Annotated in this window: 16 protein-coding genes, 1 tRNA gene and 1 pseudogene; 13 read left to right on the forward strand and 5 right to left on the reverse strand. The window is 67.6% G+C overall.

The genetic code is table 11. The annotated features are described in order from the left end of the window. Window positions 1-28: 28 nt before the first annotated feature. The 4 genes and pseudogenes from AC3XQU_RS15115 to AC3XQU_RS15130 form a co-directional block, all read right to left on the reverse strand. Window positions 29-2,200, reverse strand: a pseudogene (locus AC3XQU_RS15115) (putative bifunctional diguanylate cyclase/phosphodiesterase). 1 nt (window position 2,201) lies between these two features. Then, window positions 2,202-5,069, reverse strand: a complete 2,868-nt coding sequence (locus tag AC3XQU_RS15120; RefSeq protein ID WP_489874986.1) for a response regulator — start codon at window positions 5,067-5,069, stop codon at window positions 2,202-2,204. Between the two features lie 215 nt (window positions 5,070-5,284). Beyond that, a complete protein-coding gene (locus tag AC3XQU_RS15125; RefSeq protein ID WP_489875133.1) occupies window positions 5,285-5,503 on the reverse strand; it encodes a YbdD/YjiX family protein in 219 nt (72 codons plus the stop codon). Continuing rightward, a complete protein-coding gene (locus AC3XQU_RS15130) occupies window positions 5,503-7,566 on the reverse strand; it encodes a carbon starvation CstA family protein (RefSeq protein ID WP_489874987.1) in 2,064 nt (687 codons plus the stop codon). Before AC3XQU_RS15130 ends, AC3XQU_RS15125 begins: the two co-directional genes overlap by 1 nt. A gap of 217 nt (window positions 7,567-7,783) precedes the next feature. Between AC3XQU_RS15130 and AC3XQU_RS15135 the strand changes: the two genes are divergently transcribed. The 7 genes from AC3XQU_RS15135 to AC3XQU_RS15165 all read left to right on the forward strand — a co-directional run bounded on the left by AC3XQU_RS15135 (window position 7,784) and on the right by AC3XQU_RS15165 (window position 15,734). Continuing rightward, the gene (locus AC3XQU_RS15135) at window positions 7,784-9,148 is read left to right on the forward strand and encodes a cache domain-containing protein (RefSeq protein ID WP_489874988.1); all 1,365 of its coding nucleotides are present in this window, start codon (window positions 7,784-7,786) and stop codon (window positions 9,146-9,148) included. Further along, the gene (locus AC3XQU_RS15140) at window positions 9,145-9,795 is read left to right on the forward strand and encodes a response regulator (RefSeq protein WP_489874989.1); all 651 of its coding nucleotides are present in this window, start codon (window positions 9,145-9,147) and stop codon (window positions 9,793-9,795) included. Before AC3XQU_RS15135 ends, AC3XQU_RS15140 begins: the two co-directional genes overlap by 4 nt. A gap of 107 nt (window positions 9,796-9,902) precedes the next feature. Further along, on the forward strand, window positions 9,903-11,075 hold the full coding sequence (locus AC3XQU_RS15145) for an EAL and HDOD domain-containing protein (protein WP_489874990.1): 1,173 nt from the start codon (window positions 9,903-9,905) through the stop codon (window positions 11,073-11,075). 1 nt (window position 11,076) lies between these two features. Then, window positions 11,077-13,122: a putative bifunctional diguanylate cyclase/phosphodiesterase gene (locus AC3XQU_RS15150; RefSeq protein WP_489874991.1), complete on the forward strand. Its 2,046-nt coding sequence runs from the start codon at window positions 11,077-11,079 to the stop codon at window positions 13,120-13,122. Window positions 13,123-13,192: 70 nt separating this feature from the next. Next, window positions 13,193-13,282, forward strand: a tRNA-Ser gene (locus tag AC3XQU_RS15155). 324 nt (window positions 13,283-13,606) lie between these two features. Continuing rightward, window positions 13,607-14,803 carry a S8 family peptidase gene (locus AC3XQU_RS15160; RefSeq protein ID WP_489874992.1) on the forward strand — a complete coding sequence of 399 codons (1,197 nt, stop codon included), beginning with the start codon at window positions 13,607-13,609 and terminating at the stop codon, window positions 14,801-14,803. A 151-nt stretch (window positions 14,804-14,954) separates the two neighbouring features. Then, window positions 14,955-15,734: an alpha/beta fold hydrolase gene (locus AC3XQU_RS15165; protein ID WP_489874993.1), complete on the forward strand. Its 780-nt coding sequence runs from the start codon at window positions 14,955-14,957 to the stop codon at window positions 15,732-15,734. 16 nt (window positions 15,735-15,750) lie between these two features. On the opposite strand, the gene AC3XQU_RS15170 is transcribed toward AC3XQU_RS15165, so the two are convergent. Next, the gene (locus AC3XQU_RS15170; protein WP_489874994.1) at window positions 15,751-16,671 is read right to left on the reverse strand and encodes a LysR family transcriptional regulator; all 921 of its coding nucleotides are present in this window, start codon (window positions 16,669-16,671) and stop codon (window positions 15,751-15,753) included. Window positions 16,672-16,777: 106 nt separating this feature from the next. Between AC3XQU_RS15170 and AC3XQU_RS15175 the strand changes: the two genes are divergently transcribed. From AC3XQU_RS15175 to lldD, 6 genes are all read left to right on the forward strand, one after another. Continuing rightward, the gene (locus AC3XQU_RS15175; RefSeq protein WP_489874995.1) at window positions 16,778-17,104 is read left to right on the forward strand and encodes a nuclear transport factor 2 family protein; all 327 of its coding nucleotides are present in this window, start codon (window positions 16,778-16,780) and stop codon (window positions 17,102-17,104) included. After that, a complete protein-coding gene (locus tag AC3XQU_RS15180) occupies window positions 17,101-17,880 on the forward strand; it encodes an SDR family oxidoreductase (RefSeq protein ID WP_489874996.1) in 780 nt (259 codons plus the stop codon). Before AC3XQU_RS15175 ends, AC3XQU_RS15180 begins: the two co-directional genes overlap by 4 nt. A 60-nt stretch (window positions 17,881-17,940) precedes the next feature. Then, the gene (locus AC3XQU_RS15185) at window positions 17,941-19,554 is read left to right on the forward strand and encodes a GMC family oxidoreductase (protein ID WP_489874997.1); all 1,614 of its coding nucleotides are present in this window, start codon (window positions 17,941-17,943) and stop codon (window positions 19,552-19,554) included. Window positions 19,555-19,600: 46 nt separating this feature from the next. Further along, the gene (locus AC3XQU_RS15190) at window positions 19,601-21,040 is read left to right on the forward strand and encodes an HD domain-containing phosphohydrolase (protein ID WP_489874998.1); all 1,440 of its coding nucleotides are present in this window, start codon (window positions 19,601-19,603) and stop codon (window positions 21,038-21,040) included. 65 nt (window positions 21,041-21,105) lie between these two features. After that, window positions 21,106-23,607 (forward strand): hybrid sensor histidine kinase/response regulator, encoded by a 2,502-nt coding sequence (locus tag AC3XQU_RS15195; protein WP_489874999.1) that lies wholly within the window; start codon window positions 21,106-21,108, stop codon window positions 23,605-23,607. Further along, on the forward strand, window positions 23,604-24,737 hold the full coding sequence (lldD, locus tag AC3XQU_RS15200) for an FMN-dependent L-lactate dehydrogenase LldD (protein WP_489875000.1): 1,134 nt from the start codon (window positions 23,604-23,606) through the stop codon (window positions 24,735-24,737). The genes AC3XQU_RS15195 and lldD overlap by 4 nt, the downstream gene beginning before the upstream one ends. The last annotated feature ends 70 nt before the right edge of the window (window positions 24,738-24,807 follow it).

Consider the following 24,807-nt stretch of genomic DNA (forward strand, 5'->3'; position numbering starts at 1 on the left):
TGGGCGGCTGCGCCGCCCACCCGGTAAGCTATTTGGCCGGCAGCGCCAGCCGGTCCGGCAGCAGGAGGGGCGTCTTCAGCATCCCCGTGATGTCGTCGGCATTCGACGGATGCCCCAGGAAGTAACCCTGCACCATATCGCAGCCATACTGCTCCAGCATCAGGAGCTACTCGCCGGTCTCGACGCCCTCGGCCACCACCACCATCTTCAGCCCGTGCGCCATCGCGATGATGGCGCGCGTGATCGCCGCGTTCTCTGAATCCTGGGGCAGGCCGTTGATGAAGCTGCGGTCGATCTTCAGCGCGCGCACGTCGAAGCGCTTCAGGTAGTTCATCGACGAGTAGCCGGTGCCGAAGTCGTCGATCGACAGGTAGACGCCGATCCCGCGCAGGCGCTCGAGCGTGACCATGGTGGCGCGCGCGTCGTCCATCAGGGTGCCTTCGGTAAGTTCCAGTTCCAGCAGGCGCGGTTCCAGTCCCGCATCGAGCAGCGCCGAGTGCACCATCTGCGACAAATTCTCGTCCTTGAACTGGCGCGCCGACAGGTTCACGGCCATGCGCAGCGTGCGCTGGGCCAGGCGCTGCCAGGTGCGCGCCTGGCGGCAGGCGGTGCGCAGCACCCATTCGCCGATCGGCACGATCAGGCCGGTCTCCTCGGCCAGCGGGATGAACTCGGTGGGCGGCACCAGGCCGCGCTCGGGATGGCGCCAGCGCACCAAGGCTTCGACACCGACGATCTCGGAGGTGCGCACGTCGCGCTGCGGCTGGTAGACCAGGTAAAGCTCGTCGTTCTGCAGCGCGCGGCGCAGCCCCACTTCGAGCTTCACGTGGCTCATGATCTGCATCGTCAGCGAAGAGCTGTACAACTTGGCGTTGTTCTTGCCGCAGTTCTTGGCGTGGTACATGGCGGTGTCGGCAAATTTCAGCAGCGAGCCGCAGTCGTCGCCGTCTTCCGGGAACAGCGAGATGCCGATGCTGGCGGTGACGAAGATTTCGTTGCCCTCGATGAGGAAGGGCCGCCGCATCGCTTCCTTGACGCGGGTCGCCACGTTCAGCGCATGCTCGACCCGTTCCAGGTCGGGGATCAGGATGGTGAATTCGTCGCCGCCCAGCCGCGCCAGGTTCGAGGTGTGGTCGGCCGTACCGGCGCCCGTGCCGTCGCCGCGCGAGACCAGGTCGCTCGGGCGGGTGGTCTCGCGCAGGCGCTCGGACACCATCTTGAGCAGCGCGTCGCCGGCATTGTGACCGAGCGTGTCGTTGATGCGCTTGAATGCGTCCAGGTCCATGAACAGCACCGCGAACTTCTTGTTGCCGATCTTGGAGCGCTGCAGCTCGCGCTCGAGCGTCTCGAGGAAGGCCTGGCGGTTCGGGATGCCGGTCAGGCTGTCGCAATAGGCCAGGCGCCGGATCTGCTCTTCGGCGCGCTTGCGCTCGCTGATGTCGCGCACCAGGCCCAGCACCTGCGAGGTACTGGTGGCCACCAGCCGCGCCTCGAAATGCTGGGACTCGCCGCAATGTTCCAGTTCGTATTCGACCGAGCGTACCTGCTGGGTGGTGAGCACGGCGTGCATCTGCTCGAGCATGCGGCTGGCAATGTCCGCCGGCAGCACGTCGCCGATATGCTTGCCGATGCAGGGCTGGGGCTTGGGCGCGGTACGCCCGCGGCCGGGCTGCTCCTGCCCCGGCTCGTAATCGAGGTAGAAACCGTCGCGGTCGAGCCGGAAGAAGGTGTCGGGAATCGCGGCCAGCACCGCGCGGTTCTGGGCGTCGGCGATGCGCAGGCGCGCGATGGCGTCGCTCGCGCGCAGCACGTAGAGCACGCGGTGCCCGAGGATCGGCCAGTTGATCGGCTTGGAGATGAAATCGGTCGCGCCCATCTCGTAGGCGCGCGTGACCGCTTCCAGGTCGTCGCCGCCGGTGACCATCACGATCGGCACGCTGGCGCCGTCGCCGCCCTGGGCCGCTTCGTTGCGGCGGATCGCTTCGCAGGCGGCAAAGCCGTCCATGCGCGGCATCTCGACGTCCATCAGGATCAGGTCGGGCGAACGGCTTTGCGCCAGCTCGACCGCCGCCGCGCCATCTAGCGCCTCGATCGCGTCCAGCCCGACCTGGGCCAGCATTTCGAGCATCAAGAGGCGCATGACGGGATCGTCGTCCGCGACCAGCACCGTTCCGCGCTTCAGGGGAGAGGAAGATCGCATCTCAGGTTTCCTTTTCAAGCATGGCGTGAAGCGAATGGCGTACCGACTGGAATTCGTGCTCCATGTCGGCGAGGATGCGGTCGGCCCCATCGACGGTCTCGGCGCGTCCGAGCTGTTCGAGTTCCTTGCACAGCGTTGCCAGCCGCGCCGCGCCGATATTCGCGCTGGACGACTTCAGGCCATGGGCCACGCGGCGCACGCTGCCGGGATCGATCCCGGCAACGGCCTGGCGCAGCGTCGCCAGGTGCCTGGGCGTGTCGCCCATGTAGGCGGCAACCACTTTCTGCACCAGGGCGTCGCCGCCGTCGCGGCTGAGCGCCCGGATGTTCTCGAGCGCCGCGCGGTTGACCGCTTCGCGCTGGATCACCTCGACGGTTTCCGGCGGCAGGCGCGGCGGAACATCGCCGTGGTGGGCGGTGGCGGCCAGCGGCACCGCCAGCCAGCGCCCGATGACGGCGGCCAGCTGCTGCTGGGTGAAGGGCTTGGACAGGTAGTCGTCCATGCCGGCGGCCAGGCAGGCCTCGCGGTCGCCCTGCAGGGCGTTGGCGGTAATCGCAATGACCGGCAGCGTGCGCGCGCGGCCCGCTTCGCGTTCGTGGCGGCGGATCGCGGCGGTGGCGGCGAAGCCGTCCATCACCGGCATCTGGCAATCCATCAGCACCGCATCCCAGCTGGCGTCGCGCACCGCCTGCAGCGCTTCCTGGCCGTTGCGCGCGCAATGCGCTTCCATGCCAAGGCTCTCGAGCATGGCTTTCGCCACTTCGACGTTGACCGGGTTGTCCTCGGCCAGCAGCACGCGCCGCGCGCGGGCGCGCTTGGCCGGGCGCGGCGCGGCGCCGCCCGCCGGCACGGCGCGCTGCAGGTGCGCGCTGGTGGCGGGCGCCACCGACCAGGCCGGACCTTCGGCCGGCGCGGGCGCCGGCGCGTGCAGGCGCGCCGCGCAGGCCGCCAGGCAGGCATACAGGTCGGCGCCCCTGGCCGGCTTGACCAGCTGGTAGGCCACGCCGGCATTGCGCCGCTGCCCCGGGTCGGCCGCGAGCCGTTCGGGACTGATCAGCACCAGGTGGGTGGCGCGCACCGCCGCCTCGGCCTTGATCGAGGCGGCCAGCGCCAGGCCGCTGGTATGGGTCATCTCCATGTCCAGCACGGCCGCGTCGTAGGGCCGCCCGGCCTTGGCGGCATTGAGCAGGCGCTCGTAGGCGCCGGCCGCGGTGGCCGCGCCGTCGACGGTGGCGCGCCAGGCCTGCAGCTGCTGGACCACGTCCAGGCGGCTCGATTCGTCCTCGTCGACGATCAGCACGCGCAGGTTGTCCAGCGTGTGCTGGCGGTGGCCGGGTGCGTCCGGATCGACGCGGCGCTTGTCGAAGCTGACCGTGAACCAGAAGATCGAGCCGCGCGTGGGCGCGTTGTCCACGCCGATGGCGCCTTTCATGAGCTCGACCAGCTGCTTGGAAATGGCCAGCCCGAGGCCCGTGCCGCCGTAGCGCCGGGTGGTGGAATCGTCGGCCTGCGAGAAGGCTTCGAACAGGCGTGCGCGCGCCTCGCGCGAAATGCCGATGCCGGTGTCGTGCACTTCGAAGCGCAGCACCACCGACTGGGTGTCTTCACTGGCCACGCGCACCCGCGCCAGGATGCGGCCCTGGTCGGTGAACTTGATGGCGTTGCCCAGCAAATTGGCCATGATCTGGCGCAGCCGGTTCGGGTCGCCGCAGATCGCCACGGGAATATCGTTGGCGATGTCGAAGTCGAAGCCGATGCCCTTGGAGGCCGCCTGCGGCGTGTAGACGTTGTGGATGTCGTCCAGCAGGTCCCACAGGTTGAAGTTGATGTACTCGATGGTGAGCTTGCCGGCCTCGATCTTGGAGAAATCCAGGATGTCGTTGATGATCACGAGCAGGTGCTCGCCCGAGCGCTTGACCAGGGTGGTGTAGTTGCGCTGGGCCTCGGTGAGCCCTGTTGCGAGCAGCATTTCCGTCATCCCCAGCACGCCGTTCATCGGGGTGCGGATCTCGTGGCTCATGGTGGCCAGGAATGCGCTCTTGGCGCGGCTGGCCGCTTCGGCGGCATTCTTCGCTTTTTCCAGCTGCTCGGTACGCACGCCGACCTGGCGTTCCAGCTCGTCGCGGTGGTGCAGCAGCGCCGCGCCGCGGTCTTCGATCTGGGCCATCATGGTGTTGAAGCTGTCGATGAGCTGGCCCAGCTCGTCGGTGCGCTGGTGGGCGATGCGCAGGCTGTAGTTCTGGCTGGTGGAGACCTTTTGCGCCGCCTGGATCAGTTTCGTCACCGGCTCGGCGATCGCGCGCTTGAAGCGGCCGGCCATGGCGATCGACACCAGGAGCGAGGCCAGCATGGCCAGGCCCATGATGGCCAGGCCTGCCAGGATGTCGATCCAGGTCGAGACCAGGTCGGTCTCGATCATGATCACGCCCACCTGCAGCTCGCCGTCGAGCACAGGCTGGTACAGGCTGAGGCTGCGCGACGCCAGGCGCTGGCCCTGGGCATTGGCGCCGTCCAGCGCCGCGTCGTCGACGCCGTCCAGCGCATCCGGTTTGACATCCTTGTCGACCGGGTACCAGGCGAAGGGCTGGCCGTGGCGGTCGTAGAGCACGGCCGAGGAGATCTCGCGCTTGGCGCCCAGGGCGGCCAGGGCGGCTGCGGCGCGCTTGCGGTCGCGCAGCAGCAGGTCGTCAGCACTGGTGGCGCCGATCACCTTGGCAAAGGTGGCCAGCTGCATGGCCTCGGCCTTGCGGTGGTTGGCCACCGAGGTCGCGGCAAAGGCAACGAACACGCACAGCAGCGCGGTCGCCGTCGAGAGCAGCGAGATGATGGTCAGCTTCTGGTTCAGGCTGGAGCGCTCGAAGTTCGGCATTCTGATCCCGCAGGCACGGCGGAGCGGTCCTGCTTCGGACGAAACAGAACCTCCTTTGCGGAATGCAAATTCCCGCAAGAAAAAAATATACGTTTAAGGGAGGTGGGGGGCGTTGATGGAAGTCAACATAGGGAAGGTGAAGCGCGGGGCAGGGGCGGGACGGCAAACAGGAAGGGACGCCGCAGCGTCCCTTCCTGTCGATCAATCAGCAACCTTCAACAACAGGTTCCCCGATTTCCCCCATACCTGGCCTCCTGGCGCTCGCGGAAGAATTCCTCGTAGCTCATCGGCGCCTGGTCCGGATGGGTACGTTCCATGTGCGCCAGGTAGGTGTCGTATTCGGGCAGGCCGACCATCAGGCGCATGCTCTGCCCAAGGTACTTGCCTGCCTGCTTGGTTGCCTGAAGTCCGGCATCTACCAGGTCGCTGAACATCATTGCACCTGCGGGTTCATGGCGACGTAGGCGGTTTCTTTCGCGGTCGGGGTGTTGTTGTTGCGGGCGGCCATGACGGTACGGATACCGTAGACCAGCACCGCCAGCACCACGAACATGAAGAAGCCGGCCAGCGTCGCGTTGACGTAGTCGTTGAAGATGATGCGCTCCATCTGCTCGAGCGACTTGGCCGGCGCCAGCACCGTGCCGGCATCGTGCGCGTCCTGGAACTTGTTGGCGTGGGCCATGAAGCCGACCTTCGGATTGGCGTCGAAGATCTTCTGCCAGCCGGCGGTGAGGGTACAGGCGAGCAGCCACAGGGTCGGCACGATCGTGATCCAGGCGTACTGCGCACGCTTCATCTTGAACAGCACGCAGGTGCCCAGCATCAGCGCGATACCGGCCAGCATCTGGTTGGCGATGCCGAACAGCGGCCACAGGGTGTTGATGCCGCCCAGCGGATCGACCACGCCCTGGTACAGGAAGTAGCCCCAGGCCGCCACGCACAGGCCGGTGGCCAGCAGGTTGGCCGGCAGCGACTCGGTGCGCTTGAGCGAGGGAGCGAAGGCGCCCAGCAAGTCCTGCAGCATGAAGCGGCCCGCGCGGGTGCCGGCATCGACCGCGGTCAGGATGAACAGCGCCTCGAACAGGATCGCGAAGTGGTACCAGAAGGCCATCATGGCCTGGCCACCGACCACGTTCGACAGGATGTGGGCCATGCCCACCGCCAGGGTCGGTGCGCCGCCGGCGCGCGAGATGATGGTGTGCTCGCCGACGTCGCGCGCCATCTGCTCGAGCGATTCGGGGGTGATGACGAAGCCCATCTGCGACACGGCCGCGGCCGCGGTCTGCGCGGTGGTGCCCAGCACGGCGGCCGGGCTGTTCATGGCGAAGTAGATGCCCGGGTCGATGGTGGAAGCCGCCACCAGCGCCATGATCGCCACAAACGATTCCATCAGCATGCCGCCGTAGCCGATCAATCTAGCGTGGGTTTCGTTCTCGATCATCTTGGGCGTGGTGCCCGACGAAATCAGGGCGTGGAAGCCCGACACCGCGCCGCAGGCGATGGTGATGAACAGGAAGGGGAACAGGCTGCCCGACCATACCGGGCCGGTGCCGTCGATGAACTTGGTCATGGCCGGCATGCGCAGGTCCGGTGCGACGATCACGATGCCGATCGCCAGCGCCACGATGGTGCCGATCTTCAGGAAGGTCGACAGGTAGTCGCGCGGCGCCAGCAGCAGCCACACGGGAATGACCGAGGCGACGAAGCCGTAGCCGATCAGCATCCAGGTCAGCTCGGTGCCGGTGAAGGTGAACATCGGGCCCAGGGTCGGCGAATCGTGCACCCACTGGCCGCCGATAATGGCGAGCATGAGCAGCACGAAGCCGATGATCGAGATCTCGCCGATGCGGCCCACGCGCACGTAGCGCGAGTACAGGCCCATGAACAGCGCGATCGGGATGGTGGCCATCACGGTGAAGGTACCCCAGGGCGAGCCGGTGAGCGCCTTGACGACGATGAGCGCGAGCACGGCCAGGATGATCACCATGATCATGAAGGTGCCCAGCAGCGCGATCAGGCCCGGGACCTCGCCCATTTCCGATTTGATCAGGTCGCCCAGCGAGCGGCCGTCGCGGCGGGTCGACATGAACAGCACGATGAAGTCCTGGACGGCGCCGGCAAAGACGACGCCTGCCAGTATCCACATCATGCCCGGCAAATAGCCCATTTGCGCGGCCAGCACGGGGCCGACCAGCGGGCCGGCGCCGGCGATGGCCGCGAAGTGGTGGCCGAACAGCACGTATTTATTCGTCGGGACATAGTCCAGGCCGTCGTTGTACTTGTAGGCCGGGGTCTGGCGCGTGGCGTCCAGGCCCAGCGCCTTGTAGGCGATGAAGCGGCTATAGAAGCGGTAGGCGATCAGGTAGACGCAGACGGCGGCGGCGACGATCCAGATCGCATTGATGGTTTCACCGCGCTTGACTGCGATATAACCGAGCGAAAAGGCGCCGAGGACCGCAAGCGCGGCCCAGCCGAGCGTGCTCGACATTCGTTTCATGGTGCTCCTCCGAAGATGGGATGATTCTTGTTTTGACCGGCAGCCTGACCCCAGGGAGCACGACTACCAGCGGTTTTTTGACAGCGTACCGCGGAGTATGTTGCATGACTATCAGCACCACAAGCGCATGATTACGCAGCGGCTCCGTAGTAGTACGCAGGCTGCCGAGCCCGTTACGCCTTAGAATAGATGGCTTGGAGTAAGGGGAGTCAGGAACATGCGGCTGAGGCAGAAAGTCATCGTGCTGGCGATCGCGCCGCTGATCGTGGCCCTGTGCGCAATCGCCCTGTTCGTGCGCCAGCAGGCTGCCGAACTGGCCCAGCAGCAGCGCGCCACCATCCAGCGCGCCTACCTGGCCAGCAAGGAAGCCGAGCTGCGCCATTACGTGGCGCTGGCCACCCAGTCGATCGGCCACCTGGTGCGCTCCGGCCGCAACGATGCGGCAACGCTCGACGAAGCCAAGCGCATCCTCGGGTCGCTCAGCTTCGGCGACGATGGGTATTTCTTCGTCTACGACACAAAGGGGCGCAACCTGATGCACCCGCGCCAGCCCGAGCTGGTGGGCACCGAGATGTGGAACTGGGTCGACGCCTCCGGCACGCCCACCATCCAGCGCCTGATCGAGCGCGCCCGCGCCGGCGGAGGCTTCCACCGCTACACCTGGGCCAAGCCGTCTTCCAACCAGCAGGCGCCCAAGCTCGGCTACGTGGTGCCGGTGGCGAACTGGGGCTGGGTGATGGGGACCGGCATCTACCTGGACGACGTGGAGCGCGCGCTGGCCCAGGTCGATGCCCAGCAGTCGCGCAATATCGAAGAGACCCTGCTGTGGATTGCCGGGCTGGCGATCCTGGCATCATGCGCGGTGGCCGGCGCCGGCCTGGCGCTGAATTTGCGCGAGCTGCGCGTGGCCGACGCCAAACTCAAGGCTTTGGCGCAGCGCGTGGTCAAATCGCAGGAAGACGAACGCGCGCGCCTGTCGCGCGACCTGCACGACGGGATCAGCCAGGCGCTGGTCTCGGTCAAGCTGCAACTGGAAGCGGGCATCATCCGGCTGGCCGGCAACGCCGAGCAGCAGCAGGCCGCCCGCGCCAACCTGGACCGCACGGTGGAACAGGTGAAATCGGTGCTGGGCGAAGTGCGCCGCATCTCGCACGACCTGCGCCCGGCGCTGCTGGACGACCTGGGCCTGGCGCCGGCGCTGCAGCACCTGGCCGGCGAATTCGGCGACGAGGGCGGCACCCCGGTGCGCTTTCGCACCGAAGGCGCGGTCGACGTGCTGCCGGAGATGGCGGGCACGGTGCTGTTTCGCATCGCGCAGGAAGCCTTGACCAATGCCGAACGCCACGCCGGCGCGCGCAGCATCGAGATGAGCCTGAGCCGCAAGCGCCGCTGCTTGAGCCTCACTGTGGAGGACGACGGCCTTGGCTTCGATGCCGACAGCGTGGCCGTGCATCCGCAGCGCGGCATCGGCCTGCGCAACATGATGGAAAGGATGGAGGCGATCGGCGGCGTGTTGACCATCGACTCGTCGCCCCAGGGCACCCGCGTGGTGGCCAGCATCGACCTGAAGGAGCACGCATGAACGGAGCACAAACGACCATCCTGCTGGTGGACGACCACCCGCTGGTGCGCGACGGACTGCGCGCCCGGCTGGAAGCGGCGCCGCAGCTGCGCGTGGTGGGCGAGGCCGGATCGAGCCAGGAAGCGCTCGAACAGGTCGGCCTGTGCCGCCCGGACCTGGTGCTGATGGACGTGAACATGCGTGGCGGCAGCGGCATCGAAGCGACCGCCCTGCTCACCGCGCGCTATCCCGGCATCGCGGTACTGATCCTGTCGATGCACGACAAGCCGGAATACGTGACCCAGGCGATGGGGGCCGGCGCGCGCGGCTATGTGCTCAAGGATGCGCCGGGCAAGGACATCGTGCTGGCGATCGACACCGTGATGGGCGGGGGCATCTATTACAGCGCCGCGCTGGCGCGCCAGCTGGCCGGCCCGCTGGCGCAGCCCCCGGGCTCCGCGCCCGGCAGCCTGACCCTGCGCGAGCAGGAAGTGCTGCGCCATATCGCCACCGGCCAGTCGAACAAGCAGATCGCGCGCGACCTCGATTTATCGGTGCGAACGGTGGAAACCCACCGCCTGAACATCAAGCGCAAACTGGGCATCGAAGGGCAGGCGGAGCTGATTCGATTCGCGGTCCAACGTGCCGGATTCGACGAATCTGCATAAGTATGTGGGCAGTTGGCCTCAAATGTATCCGCATGGAAACAAAAGGTGTTGCTTTCTGATAATCGGTGCAATAAGATTGACTGAATAATCACTGAGAGCCTCACACAATGGCCGAGCTGGACCCCCACCCATTTCCGCTGGTAGCAGTCGATCCGGTCGCCAATGGGCAGAACGAATGGGTCGCGCTGTGCCTGCATGTCTCAGGCGAAGCCGACCCGTCCCAGCGCCTGCAGACCCTGTTCGGCTCGCCCGACCTGCTGGCCGCGATCGCGCCGCTCGACGGCCTGGTCATGCTCGAGCATCCTGCCGCGCTCACGCCACCGGTGCTGGCGCTGATGCCGGCCAACCGTATCGGCTTCGTCATCGCCGCCGGCGCCTTGCTGGAAGAGGGCGTGCCGCGCCGCCTGGCCGAGCTGCACGAAATCGGCTACCGCATCTGGCTCGACGGCGCGGCGCCGGAAGGCGTGACGCTGCCGTCGTCCTTGCGCAGCAGCGCGCGCGACTGCGCGCTGGACGCGCCGCCGCCTGGCCGGCTCATGGCGCTGTTCGGCCCGCACCTGGCGCGCCGCGTCGACACCGCGCAGCGCTTCGAGGCCTGCGCGGCGGCCGGCTTCGACTGGTTCAGCGGCGACTATCCCTACGACCCGCTGCTCGCCGGCAGCGAAGCCCACGACGGCACCTCGCGCCGCCGCATCCTGACCCTGCTTGGCCTGTTGTCGCGCGATGCCGATTCGCGCGACATCGAACTGCAGCTCAAGCAGGACCCGGCGCTGTCCTTCCACCTGCTCAAGCTCGTGAACTCGGCGGCATTCGCGGTCAGCACCCAGATCACCAGCTTCAACCAGGCCATCAGCCTGCTCGGCCGCCGCCAGCTGCAGCGCTGGCTGCAACTGCTGCTGTACGCACGCCAGCAGCCCGACGGCTTGCCGAATTTGCTGCTGCCCCTGGCCGCGCGCCGCGGCGCGCAGCTGGAAGCCTTGTGCAAGATGGACGGCGGCCAGCGCGACGACTGCGACCTGGCCTTCATGACCGGGGTGTTCTCGCTGCTCGACCGGCTGCTGCACATGCCGATGACGGACATCGTCGCCGAACTGCACCTGCCGCAGCACGTCTCCGGCGCGCTGCTGGCGCGCAGCGGCAAACTGGGAACCTGGCTGCGCATGACCGAATCCCAACCGTCGCGCAGCGAACTCGATGCGGCGGGCATCGCCCCCGCCGACTGGTGGACCAGCCAGTTGAATGCCTACCACTGGGCCATCCAGGTCGGCCGGAATGTCTGAGATGCCCGAAGCCCTCTCCCTTGACGCATCGCCCGACTTCATCGGCGGCTCGAACGCCGTCTGCGACGCCGTGCTGCGCCTGCGCGGCGCGGCCCTGCACGAGACGCTAGGCGCGATCGCAGCCGGCCTGCTGGGCAGCCCCCTGGGCCGCTTCCTGCCCGGCGCCGGCGTCGCCGCGCCGATCGGCGCCACCCCGGCGCTGCGCCAGGCGGTGGCGGGCGTCTCGGAGCAGTTCGGCATCTATGAGGTGGCAGGCAAGGGCGCTTATTCCGCCCAGGACGCGCAGCTGCTGGCCGCGCTGGCCCAGCTCACCGCGTCCCTGATGCAGGTGCACTCGCTGGCCCAGCGTTCGACCCACGCCTATGCCCAGATGGAAGCCCAGCTCGCGCACCAGTCGCAGATCCTCGACCAGATCCACGAGTCGGTGCTGACCATGGACCAGACGGGCTATATCACCAGCTGGAACCGCGGCGCCGAACAGCTGTTCGGCTACACGGCGCTGGAAGCCATCGGCCGCAACATCCTGTTCCTGTACGCCGACGAAGACGAGGGCTTCCACGACGTATTCGCGGAGCAGGGCGGGCGCATGATGGAAGTCAAGCGCCGCAAGAAGTCGGGCGAGGTGTTCTGGGCCAGCCTGTCGCTGTCGCTGCTGCGCGACATGGCCGAACGCCCGGTCGGCCTGATCGCCTACCTCACCGACATCACCGAACGCAAGCAGGCCGAGGAACAGCTGCACCACCTGGCCTATTACGACGAACTCACCGGCCTGCCCAACCGCACCCTGTTCGCGCGCCTGGTCGACCAGGCCCTGATGGTCGCTCAGCGCAACGAAGCCACCGGCTGCGTGCTGTTCGTCGACCTGAACCGCTTCAAGCGCATCAACGACACCCTGGGCCGCCGCATCGGCGACGAGCTGCTGCGCCAGGTTGCCCAGCGCCTGCGCGCGACCCTGCGCGACGAAGACGTGGTGGCGCGCCTGTCGGGCGACGAATTCGCCGTGGGCCTGTTCGACATCCGCCAGCACTTCGAAGCCACCACGGTCGCCCAAAAGCTGCAAGCCTCGCTCGACGCGCCTTTCCTGATCGGCGGCCACGACCTGCGCCTGGGCGCCAGCATCGGCATCAGCGTCTACCCGCAGGACGGCAGCGACGCCGAGACCCTGCTGGGCCTGGCCGACATCGCGATGGAACGCGCCAAGCAGGCCGCCGACAACCCGGACCGCAGCGTCGCCTTCTTCAGCCAGGACATGAACCAGGGCATGCAGGAGCGCATGCGCATCGAATCCGATCTGCGCCAGGCGCTGGGCAACGGTGAATTGATCCTGTACTACCAGCCCAAATTCGAGATCGGCAGTGGCCGCATCGTCGGCGCCGAAGCGCTCGTGCGCTGGCTGCATCCGACCCGCGGCCTGGTGCCGCCTGGCGACTTCATCCCGCTGGCCGAAACCACCGGCCTGATCGTGCAGGTAGGCGAGTGGGTGCTGGAGCAGGCCTGCGCCCAGGCCGCGATCTGGCAGCGCGCCGGCCTGCCGCCGTTCCGGTTGGCCGTGAACGTGTCGGCGCGCGAGTTCACCCAGACCCTGCCGGCGCGCGTGGACGATACGCTCAAGCGCTACCAGCTCGATGCATCGTGGCTGGAGCTGGAGATCACCGAGAGCACCCTGATGCACGACTTCGAGCGCGTGACCACCATCATGGACCGCATCACGCAGCTGGGCGTGTCGCTGTCGCTGGACGATTTCGGCACCGGCTATTCGAGCTTGTCCTACCTGAAGCGCTTCCCGATCCACACCCTGAAGATCGACCGCTCGTTCACGACCGGGATCCCATCGGATCCGAGCGATTGCGCGATTGCCGGGACCATCGTCAGCATGGCGCGCCAGCTGAATTTGCGGGTGATCGCCGAGGGCGTCGAGACGCTGGAACAGCTCGAATTCCTGCGCGAGGCGGGCTGCGACGAGGTGCAGGGCTATTTGTACAGCAAGCCGGTGCCGGCGTTCGACTTCGAGCGCAGCTTGCGGGAAAACTGGCTGTTGGTGAGCTGAAGTAGCCCGCCCCCCGCGCTGGAATGTCCTGTCCGGCGGGGATGATTTATGTATAATGCCGGTTCCTCAAGGAAGCGTGGCCGAGTGGTTGAAGGCAGCAGTCTTGAAAACTGCCGACGGGGGAACCCGTTCGTGAGTTCGAATCTCACCGCTTCCGCCAGCTTGCCCAAAAAAATGCCCCACATGCTGGGGCTTTTTTTCGTCCTGATCCGGTCCGGCATCGCTTGCCCCGCTTCGGAAGCGATGATCGCCGGGTATCCCTACTTTCTTCCAAGTTAATACTTTTCCTTCTTGTTATTGTTTGCAGTGCAATTAGTTGCGTAAATCCACCAGAAACACCAGCTATCGGAAACACCGATTGTCATTTGCTGTTTCCGTAATTACACTGGCTCAGCCGTTACCGCGGCCAGCAAGCGTTTCACGATACGTGCACGCGAAGGGAAAATTCGCGGCACTCCTATAGGTTTTACTTACGGAGAAACAGATGACCAAGCAAGCTGCAAACAACCTTCGCATGTGTGTCGTTGCCACCGCCGTCAGCATCCTGTGCGGCTCGGCGGCCGCGGCCCCCGCAGACACTACCCGTGTCATCGTGGCCTTCAAGCCCGGTGCGAAGGCAGCAATGAACTCGGTGGCCGCCAGCGCCAATGCCACGGTGAAAAACGACATTTTCGGCATGGATGCCGTGGCGATGGAAGTGCCGCGCACTGCCCTGAAAGGCCTGGAGAACAATCCCAACGTCGAGTACATCGAAGAAGACCAGAAGCGCTATGCGATCGCCCTGACCACGCCGTCCACCGGCACGCCGTATGCAAGCGGCCAGGCTGTCCCTTACGGCATCAAGCAGGTTCAGGCCGACCTGCTCAGCGACGTCAACGTCGGCAACCGCAAGGTCTGCATCATCGATTCGGGCTACGACCGTGCACACGAAGACCTGTCGGGCAATATCCACACGGGCGAATACGATGCCGGCACCGGCAACTGGTACACCGACGAAAACAGCCACGGCACCCACGTGGCCGGCACCATCGCCGCCATCAACAACAGCGGACTGGGCGTGGTCGGCGTGAACGCCAACCGCCGCCTGAAACTGCACATCGTGAAGGTGTTCGGCGCCAGCGGCTGGGCCTATTCGTCCGACCTGGCCAGCGCGGCCAACAAGTGCCGTGCGGCGGGTGCGAACATCATCAGCATGTCGCTTGGCGGCCCAAGCGGCACCACGACCGAATCGAATGCCTTCGCCACCCTGGCCAGCGCCAACATCCTGAGCATCGCCGCCGCCGGCAACGCGGGCAATACCTCGATGTCCTACCCGGCCGGCTACAGCAGCGTGGTGTCGGTGGGCGCGGTCGACGAGTTCAAGCAGTGGGCCAGCTTTTCGCAATACAACAGCAAGGTCGAACTGGCCGGTCCTGGCGTGAGCGTGTATTCGACCATTCCGACCAGCCGGGGCAAGTACGGCTACAAGAGCGGCACCTCGATGGCCACGCCGCACGTGGCGGCCGTTGCCGCGCTGGTCTGGAGCTACTACCCGACCTGCTCCGCTGCGCAGATCCGCAGCACGCTGGGCAAGAGCGCGCAGGACCTGGGTACCGCCGGGCGCGACACCAAGTACGGCTTTGGCCTGGTGCAGGCAAAGGCGGCGCGCGACCGTATCGCCTCGCTGGGCTGCGGCAACTAATCCCTGCCTGATTGCCCTGGAAAGGACGCTTCGGCGTCCTTTTTTTTGCAGGGCGCGCCAAGCTCCCGTATCGGTCATTCAACCGATACCGCCGCATCCCTGTTCTCCCTACACTGGTTTCACTTACCCACCACACCAGAAGGAGAACACCATGTCCGCAACCAAGACTTCGCTCCGCCAGATCGCCGCCGCCGCCGCCTTCGCAGCTGCCGCCACCGCACCCCAGGTCCAGGCCGCCGAGCCAAGCGCCAAGCCGTCCGTGGTCATCGTCCACGGCGCCTTCGCCGACGGCTCCGACTGGGCCAAGGTGATCCCGCTGCTGCAGGCCAAGGGCATCCAGGTTGCCGCCGTCCAGAATCCGCTGACCTCGCTGGCCGACGACGTCGCCGCCACCCGCCGCGCCATCGCGGCCCAGCCGGGCAAGGTGGTGCTGGTGGGGCATTCGTGGGGCGGCACCGTGATCACGGAAGCGGGCCAGCACGACAAGGTGGGCAGCCTGGTGTACGTGGCAGCGTTCGCGCCGGAGGCCGGCAAATCGACCGCCGAGACGGGCGAGGGCTATCCGACCGCGCCCGGCATCAAGCGCCTGGTCGCCGACGCCGAAGGCTTCCTGAGCCTGCCGGAAGCGGCGATGCGCGAAGACTTCGCGCAGGATGTCTCGAAAGCGCAAGCCGCCGTCATGACCGCCACCCAGGGCCCGATCCAGGCCAAGGCCTTCAGCGACAAGGTCAGCGTCGCGGCCTGGAAGACCAAGCCGTCCTGGTTCATCGTCAGCTCGCGCGACCGCATGATCGATCCTGGCCTGCTGCGCGCGATGGCGGCCAGGATCGGTGCCAAGACCACCGAACTGCCGGCCAGCCACGTGCCGCAGCAGTCGCGCCCGGCCGAGGTGGCGAAGGTGATCCTCGACGCCGTCGCCGCCACCCGCTGAGCAAAGCTGGCGAGGGCTAAGCGCCGCAACGGATATCGAGCGCGCCTTCCCCGGCCAGCCGGTTCGCCTGCTCGATCAGGGCGCGCATCTTCGGCTGGTTCTGGGTGCGCACCGGGAAGTACAGGAACAGCGCCGAGGTATCAGGCACGTACTGCGCCAGCACCCTCGTCAAGCGCCCGCTGCGCACGTCATCGGCGATTTCCAGGTCCGGGAGGTAGGCGATGCCCAGGCCCTGGCGCGCCCATTCGGCCAGCATCTGGGTGTCGTCGGCGGTGAGGGCGGCCCTGGCGTCGAGCAGGAGGTCGCCCTCGGGGCTGCGCATGCGCAAAGGCGGCAGCAGGCCGGAGGTCGAGAAGCGGTAGCGGAGCAGGCGGTGGCGCAGCAGGTCCCGCGGGTGCGCGGGGACGCCTTCGCGCTCGAAGTAGGCGGGGGCGGACACGAGCGACCATGACAGGGGCCGGCTCAGGCGAATGGCCACCATGTCCTGTGCGATCGCCTGTCCCAGCCGGATGCCGGCGTCGTAGCTGGAGGCGACCAGGTCGACCAGGCCGTCGTCGAGCGACAGGTCGAAGCTCACTTCCGGATACGCCTCCCGCATGCGTGGCACCAGCAGGCGCGCCAGCAGGAAGCCGAAGCTGCGCGGCGCGGTGATGCGCAGGTGGCCCGACGGGCGGGTCTGGTAGTGCGCCAGATCGGAGAAGGCCTGCTCGATCTGGCTCACCGCCGGCTTGAGCACGCCCAGCAGGGCGGCGCCGGCTTCGGTCAGCGAGACGCTGCGGGTCGTGCGCACCAGCAGCTGGACGCCATGCTGTTTTTCGAGGGCCCGCACGCCCTTGCTTACCGCGGTCGGGGTGATGTTCAGGCGCCTGGCGGCCTGGGTAAAGCTGCGTTCCTCCGCTACTGCCAGGAACAGCCGGATCAGATCGAGCGAACTCATGTCACCTCATTGTGAACTGTTGGTTCATAGCGCATGTCCATTGCCATACTTTTTCAACATGATGCCTGAACCTACACTGGTTGCACAACTTTTAAGGAGAAACGCAATGAGCACACTACCGCAGGCCATCACGGCCTATATCGACGCCAGCAACGAACAAGCCCCGGAGCGGATCGCCGCCTGCTTCCATCCGGATGCAAAGGTGGTCGACGAAGCCCATGTGCACGAGGGCCGCGCGCAGATCCAGGAATGGGCGGCCGCAAGCTGCGCGCGCTACCAGGCCACGATGGAGCCGCTCGGCCTGCGCATGGAAAACGATGCGCACCTGTTGCGCGCCACCGTGAGCGGCAACTTCCCGGGCAGCCCGATCGACCTGAACTTCCGCTTCCAGCTGCGCGCGGGCGCCATCGCTACGCTGGAGATCAAGCCATGAGCGGCGCGGCATTCGCGGGCAAGCATGCGCTGGTCACCGGCGGCACCAAGGGCATGGGCGAAGCGATCGTGCAGCTGCTGGCCGCACGCGGCGCCTCGGTGATCGCGACGGCGCGCAGCCTGCCGCAGGATCCGGTCGCCGCGGTGCGCTACATCGAGGCGGACATCGGCACGCCGGAAGGCGCGGCGCATGTGGCCGAGGTCGTGGGGCGCGAATTCGGCCACCTCGACTACCTCGTCAACAACGTCGGGGCGTCGTCCGCACCGAGCGGCGGGGCGCTTGCCCTGGACGACGCCATGTGGGAGGCGGCGCTGCAGGTCAACCTGATGTCGCCGGTACGGATGGACCGCGCCTTCCTGCCGGCCATGCTCGCGCGCGGCAGCGGCGCCATCGTCCATGTCACCTCGATCCAGCGCCGCCTGCCCCTGTTCGAATCGACCGTGGCCTATGCCGCCGCGAAGGCGGCGCTGGCCAACTACAGCAAGTCGCTGGCCAACGAATTCGGGCCGCGCGGCATCCGCGTCAACAGCGTCGCGCCGGGCTTCATCGAGACCACGGCCACCCAGGCGCTGATCCAGCGCATGGCGGCGCACCGCAAGGGCAGCGAGGACGAAGCAAGGCAGCAGCTCATGGATTCACTGGGCGGTATCCCGATCGGGCGCCCCGGCCGGCCGGAAGAGGTGGCCGAGCTGGTGGCCTTCCTGCTCTCGCCGCTGGCGGCGTCGATCCATGGCGCGGAGCTGGTGATCGACGGCGGCACGCTGCCCACCGTCTAGCTTTTCCAACCGGCCGCCGTCCATCGGGCGGCGGCATTTTCAACTTCAGACAACCGACACATGCACGACACCCACACCAATGAACACGCCTTTGCGCAAGCCGTGCGCCGCAACCAGGCGGCCCTGCGCGCCAACCTGTACACCCATTACGACTTCATCGTCTGCGGCGCCGGATCGTCGGGCTGCGTCGTCGCCGCCAGGCTCGCGGAAAATCCGGACGTGCGGGTCCTGCTGCTCGAAGCCGGCGGCAGCGACGAGGCCGACAGCGTCACCGATCCCGCGCAGTGGCCGCTCAATTTCGGCACCGAACGCGACTGGGGATTCACGGCCGAGCCCAATGCGCACCTGGGAGGTCGTGCGCTGCCGATGAACATGGGCCGGGTGCTTGGTGGCGGCTCAAGCATCAACGTCATGCTGTGGGCGCGCGGTCACCGCAGCGACTGGAATTATTTCGCCGCCGACGCCGGCGACGACGGCTGGAACTACGAATCAGTCCTGAAGATCTACCGCCGCATCGAGGACTGGCACGGCCCCTCCGACCCGACGCGGCGCGGGCAGGGCGGCCCGGTCTATGTGGCCCCGGCGCACGCGCCGCAGCCAACCGCCACCCTGATGCTCGAGGCAGCGCGTTCGCTGGGCGTGCCGACCTTCGACAGCCCGAACGGCGCCATGATGGAAGGCGACGGCGGCGCCGCCATCAACGACCTGCGCATCCGCGACGGCAAGCGGCTCTCGGTGTTCCGCTCCTACACCTACCCGCGCATGGCGCAGCCCAACCTGACGGTGCTCACCGGCGCGCTGGTGGCGAAGCTGACTTTCGACGGCCGTGCGGTGACCGGCGTCGAAGCCCTGGTCGACGGGCAGCGGCACTGGTTCGGCGCTACGGGCGAAGTGATCCTGTCGCTGGGCGCGGTGAACACGCCCAAGGTCCTGATGCAGTCGGGGATCGGTCCCGAGCAGGAGCTCGCGCGGCACGGCATCGCCGTGCGCCAGCACCTGCCGGGCGTGGGCCGGAACCACCAGGACCACGTCTCCTTCGGCTGCATCTGGGAGTATGCCGAGCCCCAGCAGGTGGGCAATGGCGGATCGGAGGCGACGCTGTACTGGAAGAGCGATTCCTCGCTGGACGCGCCTGACATGCTGCATTGCCAGGTCGAGTTCCCGGTGCCGAGCGCCGAAACCGCGGCGCTCGGCGTGCCTGCGCACGGCTGGACCATGTTCGCCGGGCTGGCGCACCCGAAGAGCCGCGGCGAGCTGCTGCTGTCCGGGTCCAGGGTACACGACGCCATGGTCATCCGCGCCAATACGCTGTCGGATCCGGACGACATGCGCGCGGCCCTGGCCAGCGTCGAGATGTGCCGGGACCTGGGCAATGCCGGCGCTTTCCGCCATTTGGTCAAGGGCGAGGTCATGCCCGGCAAGCTGGGGCGCGAGCAGATGGAAAGCTGGGTGCGCAGCGCGGCGGTCACCTACTGGCACCAGTCCTGTACCGCCAAGATGGGGCGCGATGCGATGTCGGTGGTGGACGCCCGCCTGCAGGTCTACGGCATCGACAGGCTGCGCATCGCCGATGCCTCGATCATGCCGCGCATCACGACCTGCAACACGATGGCGCCCTGCGTGGTGATCGGCGAGCGCGCTGCTGACCTCATCAAGGCCAGCCACGGACTGTAGGCCGGCCGGTCTTGCCCGGCATGGGCTTCTCGATTACAGTGCAAAAATGCAACTAGACCACACTGTCACCGTCGAGGAAGCCGTCCAGGTACTGGCCCTGGTGGGTGACTTGAGCATGGGCCAGCCGACCGACGGCTCAATCCGCGCCGCGCGCCTGGCCGAGCGGCTGGCGCTGGCCGACGGGGCGGAGCAGGGCGCCTGCGCGCATGCGCGCCTGGTCACCCTGCTGCGCTGGTCCGGCTGCACCGCCAATGCCAGCGGATTTTCTGCATTGCTCGGCGACGACGTGGGCGGGCGCGATGCCATGCTCACGCACACGCTGCCGCCCGGCACGCGCATGAGCTTTACCAGCGTGGCGCCGCTGGCGCGCATCCATTGCGACGTGTCCGGCGCGATCGCCCAGGCAATCGGCTTGCCTGGCGAAGTCGAGACCGGCCTGCGCCGGGTCTGGGAACATTACGACGGCGGCGGCATGCCCGAGCGCCTGGCCGATCCGGACATTCCGCGCCTGGTCTACTACGTCAACCTGGGCAGCGACCTGGACATCCTGGCGCGGGCCCATGGCCTGCCCGAGGCCCTGGACATGATGGGCGCGCGCGCCGACCGCAAGTATCCGGCGGCCCTGGTGCGCCTGCTGGCCGCGCATGCCGGGGCCTGGCTGGAGGCGGTCGAGGCGCCATCCTGTCCGGCCGTGGTGCCGGCGCTGGACCGGCGGGTGCCCTTGAGCATCGTGGCCGACATGATCGAGCTAAAGCTCCCCTGGCTGCTCGGTTATTCGCGCAGCGTGGCTACCCTGGCCGAACGGGCCGCGCTGCTGGCGGGATTGGGGCCGGAACAGCAGGGCTGCCTGGCGCGCGCGGCGCTGCTGCACGGGATCGGACGTGCTTCCGTGCCCAACAGCGTCTGGCAGCGCGACGGCAAGCTGGGCGCGGCGGACTGGGAGAAGGTGCGCCTTGCGCCCTACTGGACGGCGCGGGCCGCGGTGCAGATTCCTTCACTGCGCGCGGAAGCGCTGCTGGCCTCGCACGTCTACGAACGCTGCGACGGCAGCGGGTATTTCCGCGACCTCGACGCCGCCGCGCTGGCGCTGCCGCACCGCATCCTCGCCGCAGCCGCGGCTTACGCCGCCCTGCGCATGCCGCGTCCCTGGCGCGGCGCCCTTGCCGCGCCGGCATCGGCGGACCTGCTGGCCGCCGATGCCGCGGCCGGGCGCTTCGATCCTCAGGCCGTGGACGCCGTGCTGGCCGCGGCCGACGGCGCGCGCGCCGTACCCATGACGGCGGCGCCGGCGAAAAAACTGCTGTCCGAGCGCGAAACCGCCGTGCTGCGGCGCCTGAGCCTGGGCGAGAGCAACAAGGAGGTCGCGCGCGCGCTGGAGGTCAGTCCGTCGACGGTGCGCACCCATGTCGAGAGCATTTTCCGCAAGCTGGGGTGCTCCACCCGGACCGCCGCCACGCTCAAGGGCCTGACGCTCGGCCTCCTCTAGGACATCGGCCACATGCCGACTATCTGTAAGATAAGCACTTCACGCTAGACAACAGGTAATCGCAGATGGCCTCGACCCTACATTTTCCCGCGCCCGCGCAGCCCGATTTCGCCGCGATCTTCGAGGCCATGCCTTCGCCTTGCCTGGTGCTGGCGCCGGACCTGCGCATCGTGGCGGTCAACCAGGCCTACCTGTCCGCGACCCTGACCGAGCGCGGGGATATCCTCGGGCGCGCGCTGTTCGAGGTCTTCCCCGACAACCCTGGCGACCCCGCCGCCAGCGGCATGGAGGCAGTGAAGGCATCTCTCGATCGGGTCCTGCAGGGCGGCTGCGCCGACACCCTGGGGATCCAGCGCTACGACCTGCCGGTCATGAGCCCGGGCGGGCTGGTATTCGAGGAGCGCTACTGGAGCACGGTCAATGCGCCGGTGCTCGGCGCGGATGGCGAAGTGGACTACATCATCCACCGGGCCGAGGACGTGACCGGCTTCGTCCAGTCGCACAGCGGCAGCGCCAGCATGGCCTCCAGGATCGACGAACAGGCGCTCGAGATCGAGGTCGCCAACCGGCGGCTGCGCGAGGCCAAGGACACGCTCGAGCAGCGGGTCGAGGCGCGCACCCGGGAGCAGCACGAGACCCAAACCAGGCTGCGCGACAGCGAACTGCGGTTCCGGCTGATGGCCGATTCGATCCCGCAGATCGTCTGGGTCATCGATGACCAGGGCCGCGGCGTGTATTTCAACAAGCAGTGGGCTGCGTACACCGGCGTGCCGATCGACAGCACCACGCCGCAGGACGTCTCCGACGATTTCGTGCATCCCGACGACCGCGCGTCGACCGTGCGGGCGTGGGAACGCGCGCTGGCCGGCGGCGGCCATTTCAGCATCGAACACCGGATCCGTTCCGCGGCCGGCGAATACCGCTGGTTCCTGGCGCGGGCCGAGGCCTACCGCGATCCGGAGTCGGGGAAGATCACGATGTGGTTCGGCACCTCCACCGACGTGCACGACCGCAAGCTGGCCGAGGCCGCCCTGGGCGCGCGCGAAGAGCAGCTGCGACTGGCCGTCGATGCCGCCGATGTCGGCGAATGGGACGTCGACATGGCCAGCGGCGCGATGCACTGGCCGCCGCGGGTCAAGGCCATGTTCGGCATCAGCGCCGACCGCCCGGTGACGCTGGACGATTATTACAATGGCGTGCATCCCGAGGACCGCGAGCGTACGCTGGCCTCCTACGCGCGCGCGGCCGACCCGGCGCTGCGGGTGCAGTACGAGGCGGAATACCGCACCGTGGGCAAGGAAGACGGCGTGGTGCGCTGGGTCGCCGCCAAGGGCCGGGGCCTGTTCAACGAGGCGGGGGAGTGCATCCGCGTGATCGGCAGCGCCATCGACATCACCCAGCGCAAGGCGGCCGAACAGGCCTTGCGCGAGAGCGAGGAGCGGCTGCGCCAGGCCGACCGCAGGAAGGACGAATTCCTGGCCATGCTGGCGCACGAATTGCGCAATCCGCTGGCGCCGATCAGCGCCGCCGCCGAGCTGCTGCAGATGGGCCGGCTCGACCAGGAGCGGGTGAGCCGCACCAGCCAGATCATCGGCCGCCAGGTCCGGCACATGACCAGCCTGGTGGACGACCTGCTCGACGTGTCGCGGGTCACGCGCGGCCTGGTGGAGCTCGACCGCGCGCCGCTGGACATCGATCACATCGTGGCCGACGCCGTCGAGCAGGTCCATCCCCTGATCCGCGCGCGCGGCCACCAGCTCGAGCTGCGCCTGGCGCCGGAGGCCACGCTGGTCGAGGGCGACCGCAAGCGGCTGGTGCAGGTGCTGGCCAATATCCTCAACAACGCGGCCAAGTACACGCACGAAGGCGGCATCATTTCCCTGCGCACCCTGGCGCGCGGCGGCCAGGTGCTGATCGAAGTGTCGGACAACGGCATCGGCATGGCGCCCGAGCTGGTGGCGCGCGCCTTCGACCTGTTCGCCCAGGCCGAGCGCTCTTCGGACCGCTCCCTCGGCGGGCTGGGACTGGGACTGGCCCTGGTCAGGAGCCTGGTCGAGCTGCACCACGGCACGGTCTCCTGCGAGAGCGAAGGGCCGGGCCGGGGCAGCACCTTCACCATCTGCCTGTCGCGCCTGCAGGCGCAGGAAGACGCGCACGCAGGCAGCCAGGCCGGCGCCGAGCTGCATGCCGCGCCGGCGGACAGCTTGCGCATCATGGTGGTGGACGACAATGTCGATGCCGCCGCCATGCTGGCCATGCTGCTGGAAGCGTCCGGCCACCGTGTCGCCGTCGAGCACGGTGCCCGCCGTGCCCTGGCGCGCGCCGCGCAGGAAGCGCCGCAGGTCTGCCTGCTCGATATCGGCTTGCCCGACATGGACGGCAACGCGCTGGCGCAGCAGCTGCGCGCCTTGCCGGCCACCGCGGGCTCGCTGCTGGTCGCCATCACGGGGTACGGCCACGACAAGGACCGCGAGCAGTCGATGGCCGCGGGCTTCGACCATCACCTGGTCAAGCCGGTCGACATCAAGGCGCTGTCCGCGATCCTGGCCCGCATCGGACAGCCATGATCATCTCGTCCGCTCTTGATTTCCGCGAAGCGGCCCGGCGCCGCCTGCCGCCTTTCCTGTTCCACTACCTCGACGGCGGCGCCGGCGCCGAGCAAACGCTGCGCGCCAACGTCGACGACCTGCAGATGGTCAAGCTGCGCCAGAAGGTCTTGCGCGGCTCTTCCCAGCTCGACCTGGCCGCCGAGTGGTTCGGCGAGCGCTACGCGCTGCCGATCGCGCTGGCGCCGATCGGCTTGACCGGCATGTTCGCGCGCCGCGGCGAAGTGCAGGCCGTGCGCGCCGCCTGCCACCGGAACATCCCCTTCATCCAGTCCACCGTCTCGGTCTGTCCATTGTCGGAAGTCGCCGCCCAGGCATCGAAACCGATCTGGTTCCAGCTCTACGTCCTGAAGGACCGCGCCTTCATGCGCGACGTGATGCGGCGGGCCTGGGAGCTGGGCGCCACCACGCTGGTGTTCACGGTCGACATGCCGGTGCCGGGCAACCGCTACCGCGACGCCCACAGCGGCATGAGCGGCCCGAACGGCCCGTTGCGCCGCATGGTGCAGGCGATGCTGCACCCGCACTGGGCCTGGGATGTCGGCCTGCACGGCCGGCCCCACGACCTCGGGAATATCTCGGCCTACCGCGGCCACGCCACCGGCCTGGAAGACTACATCGGCTGGCTGGGCGAGAACTTCGATCCCGACATCGCCTGGCACGACCTGCAGTGGATCCGCGACGAGTGGAAGGGTAAGCTCATCCTCAAGGGCATCCTCGATGCCGAGGACGCACAGGCCGCGCTGCGCTTCGGCGCCGACGGCATCGTCGTTTCCAACCACGGCGGCCGCCAGCTCGATGGCGCCTTGTCCACCGCCGGGGCGCTGCCGTCGATCGCCGATGCCGTGAAAGGGAAGATGACGATCTTCGCCGATGGCGGCGTGCGCACCGGCACCGACGTGTTCCGCATGCTGGCCCTGGGCGCCGACGGCGTGCTGCTCGGGCGCGCCTTCGTCTACGCGCTGGCGGCGCAGGGCCAGGCCGGCGTCGAGCGGCTGCTGGCCATCATGGAAAAGGACTTGCGCACCAACATGGTCCTGACCGGCGTGCAGTCGGTAGCGGAGATCGGTCCCCACCTGCTGGCGCGCTGACCGTACTGTTCACGCTGCCAGAACTGACCCGCAAACATGTCCTTGACACAACATTAAAACGATTCCATTC

This window comes from Telluria sp. AZSoR62 (assembly GCF_058111565.1).

What these genes read in the sequence shown, in the direction of transcription:
- AC3XQU_RS15120 (WP_489874986.1), bottom strand. Translation starts at nt 5,069, where the DNA reads ATGCCGAACTTCGAGCGCTCCAGCCTGAACCAGAAGCTGACCATCATC.
- AC3XQU_RS15125 (WP_489875133.1), bottom strand. Translation starts at nt 5,503, where the DNA reads ATGTTCAGCGACCTGGTAGATGCCGGACTTCAGGCAACCAAGCAGGCA.
- AC3XQU_RS15130 (WP_489874987.1), bottom strand. Translation starts at nt 7,566, where the DNA reads ATGAAACGAATGTCGAGCACGCTCGGCTGGGCCGCGCTTGCGGTCCTC.
- AC3XQU_RS15135 (WP_489874988.1), top strand. Translation starts at nt 7,784, where the DNA reads ATGCGGCTGAGGCAGAAAGTCATCGTGCTGGCGATCGCGCCGCTGATC.
- AC3XQU_RS15140 (WP_489874989.1), top strand. Translation starts at nt 9,145, where the DNA reads ATGAACGGAGCACAAACGACCATCCTGCTGGTGGACGACCACCCGCTG.
- AC3XQU_RS15145 (WP_489874990.1), top strand. Translation starts at nt 9,903, where the DNA reads ATGGCCGAGCTGGACCCCCACCCATTTCCGCTGGTAGCAGTCGATCCG.
- AC3XQU_RS15150 (WP_489874991.1), top strand. Translation starts at nt 11,077, where the DNA reads ATGCCCGAAGCCCTCTCCCTTGACGCATCGCCCGACTTCATCGGCGGC.
- AC3XQU_RS15160 (WP_489874992.1), top strand. Translation starts at nt 13,607, where the DNA reads ATGACCAAGCAAGCTGCAAACAACCTTCGCATGTGTGTCGTTGCCACC.
- AC3XQU_RS15165 (WP_489874993.1), top strand. Translation starts at nt 14,955, where the DNA reads ATGTCCGCAACCAAGACTTCGCTCCGCCAGATCGCCGCCGCCGCCGCC.
- AC3XQU_RS15170 (WP_489874994.1), bottom strand. Translation starts at nt 16,671, where the DNA reads ATGAGTTCGCTCGATCTGATCCGGCTGTTCCTGGCAGTAGCGGAGGAA.
- AC3XQU_RS15175 (WP_489874995.1), top strand. Translation starts at nt 16,778, where the DNA reads ATGAGCACACTACCGCAGGCCATCACGGCCTATATCGACGCCAGCAAC.
- AC3XQU_RS15180 (WP_489874996.1), top strand. Translation starts at nt 17,101, where the DNA reads ATGAGCGGCGCGGCATTCGCGGGCAAGCATGCGCTGGTCACCGGCGGC.
- AC3XQU_RS15185 (WP_489874997.1), top strand. Translation starts at nt 17,941, where the DNA reads ATGCACGACACCCACACCAATGAACACGCCTTTGCGCAAGCCGTGCGC.
- AC3XQU_RS15190 (WP_489874998.1), top strand. Translation starts at nt 19,601, where the DNA reads ATGCAACTAGACCACACTGTCACCGTCGAGGAAGCCGTCCAGGTACTG.
- AC3XQU_RS15195 (WP_489874999.1), top strand. Translation starts at nt 21,106, where the DNA reads ATGGCCTCGACCCTACATTTTCCCGCGCCCGCGCAGCCCGATTTCGCC.
- lldD (WP_489875000.1), top strand. Translation starts at nt 23,604, where the DNA reads ATGATCATCTCGTCCGCTCTTGATTTCCGCGAAGCGGCCCGGCGCCGC.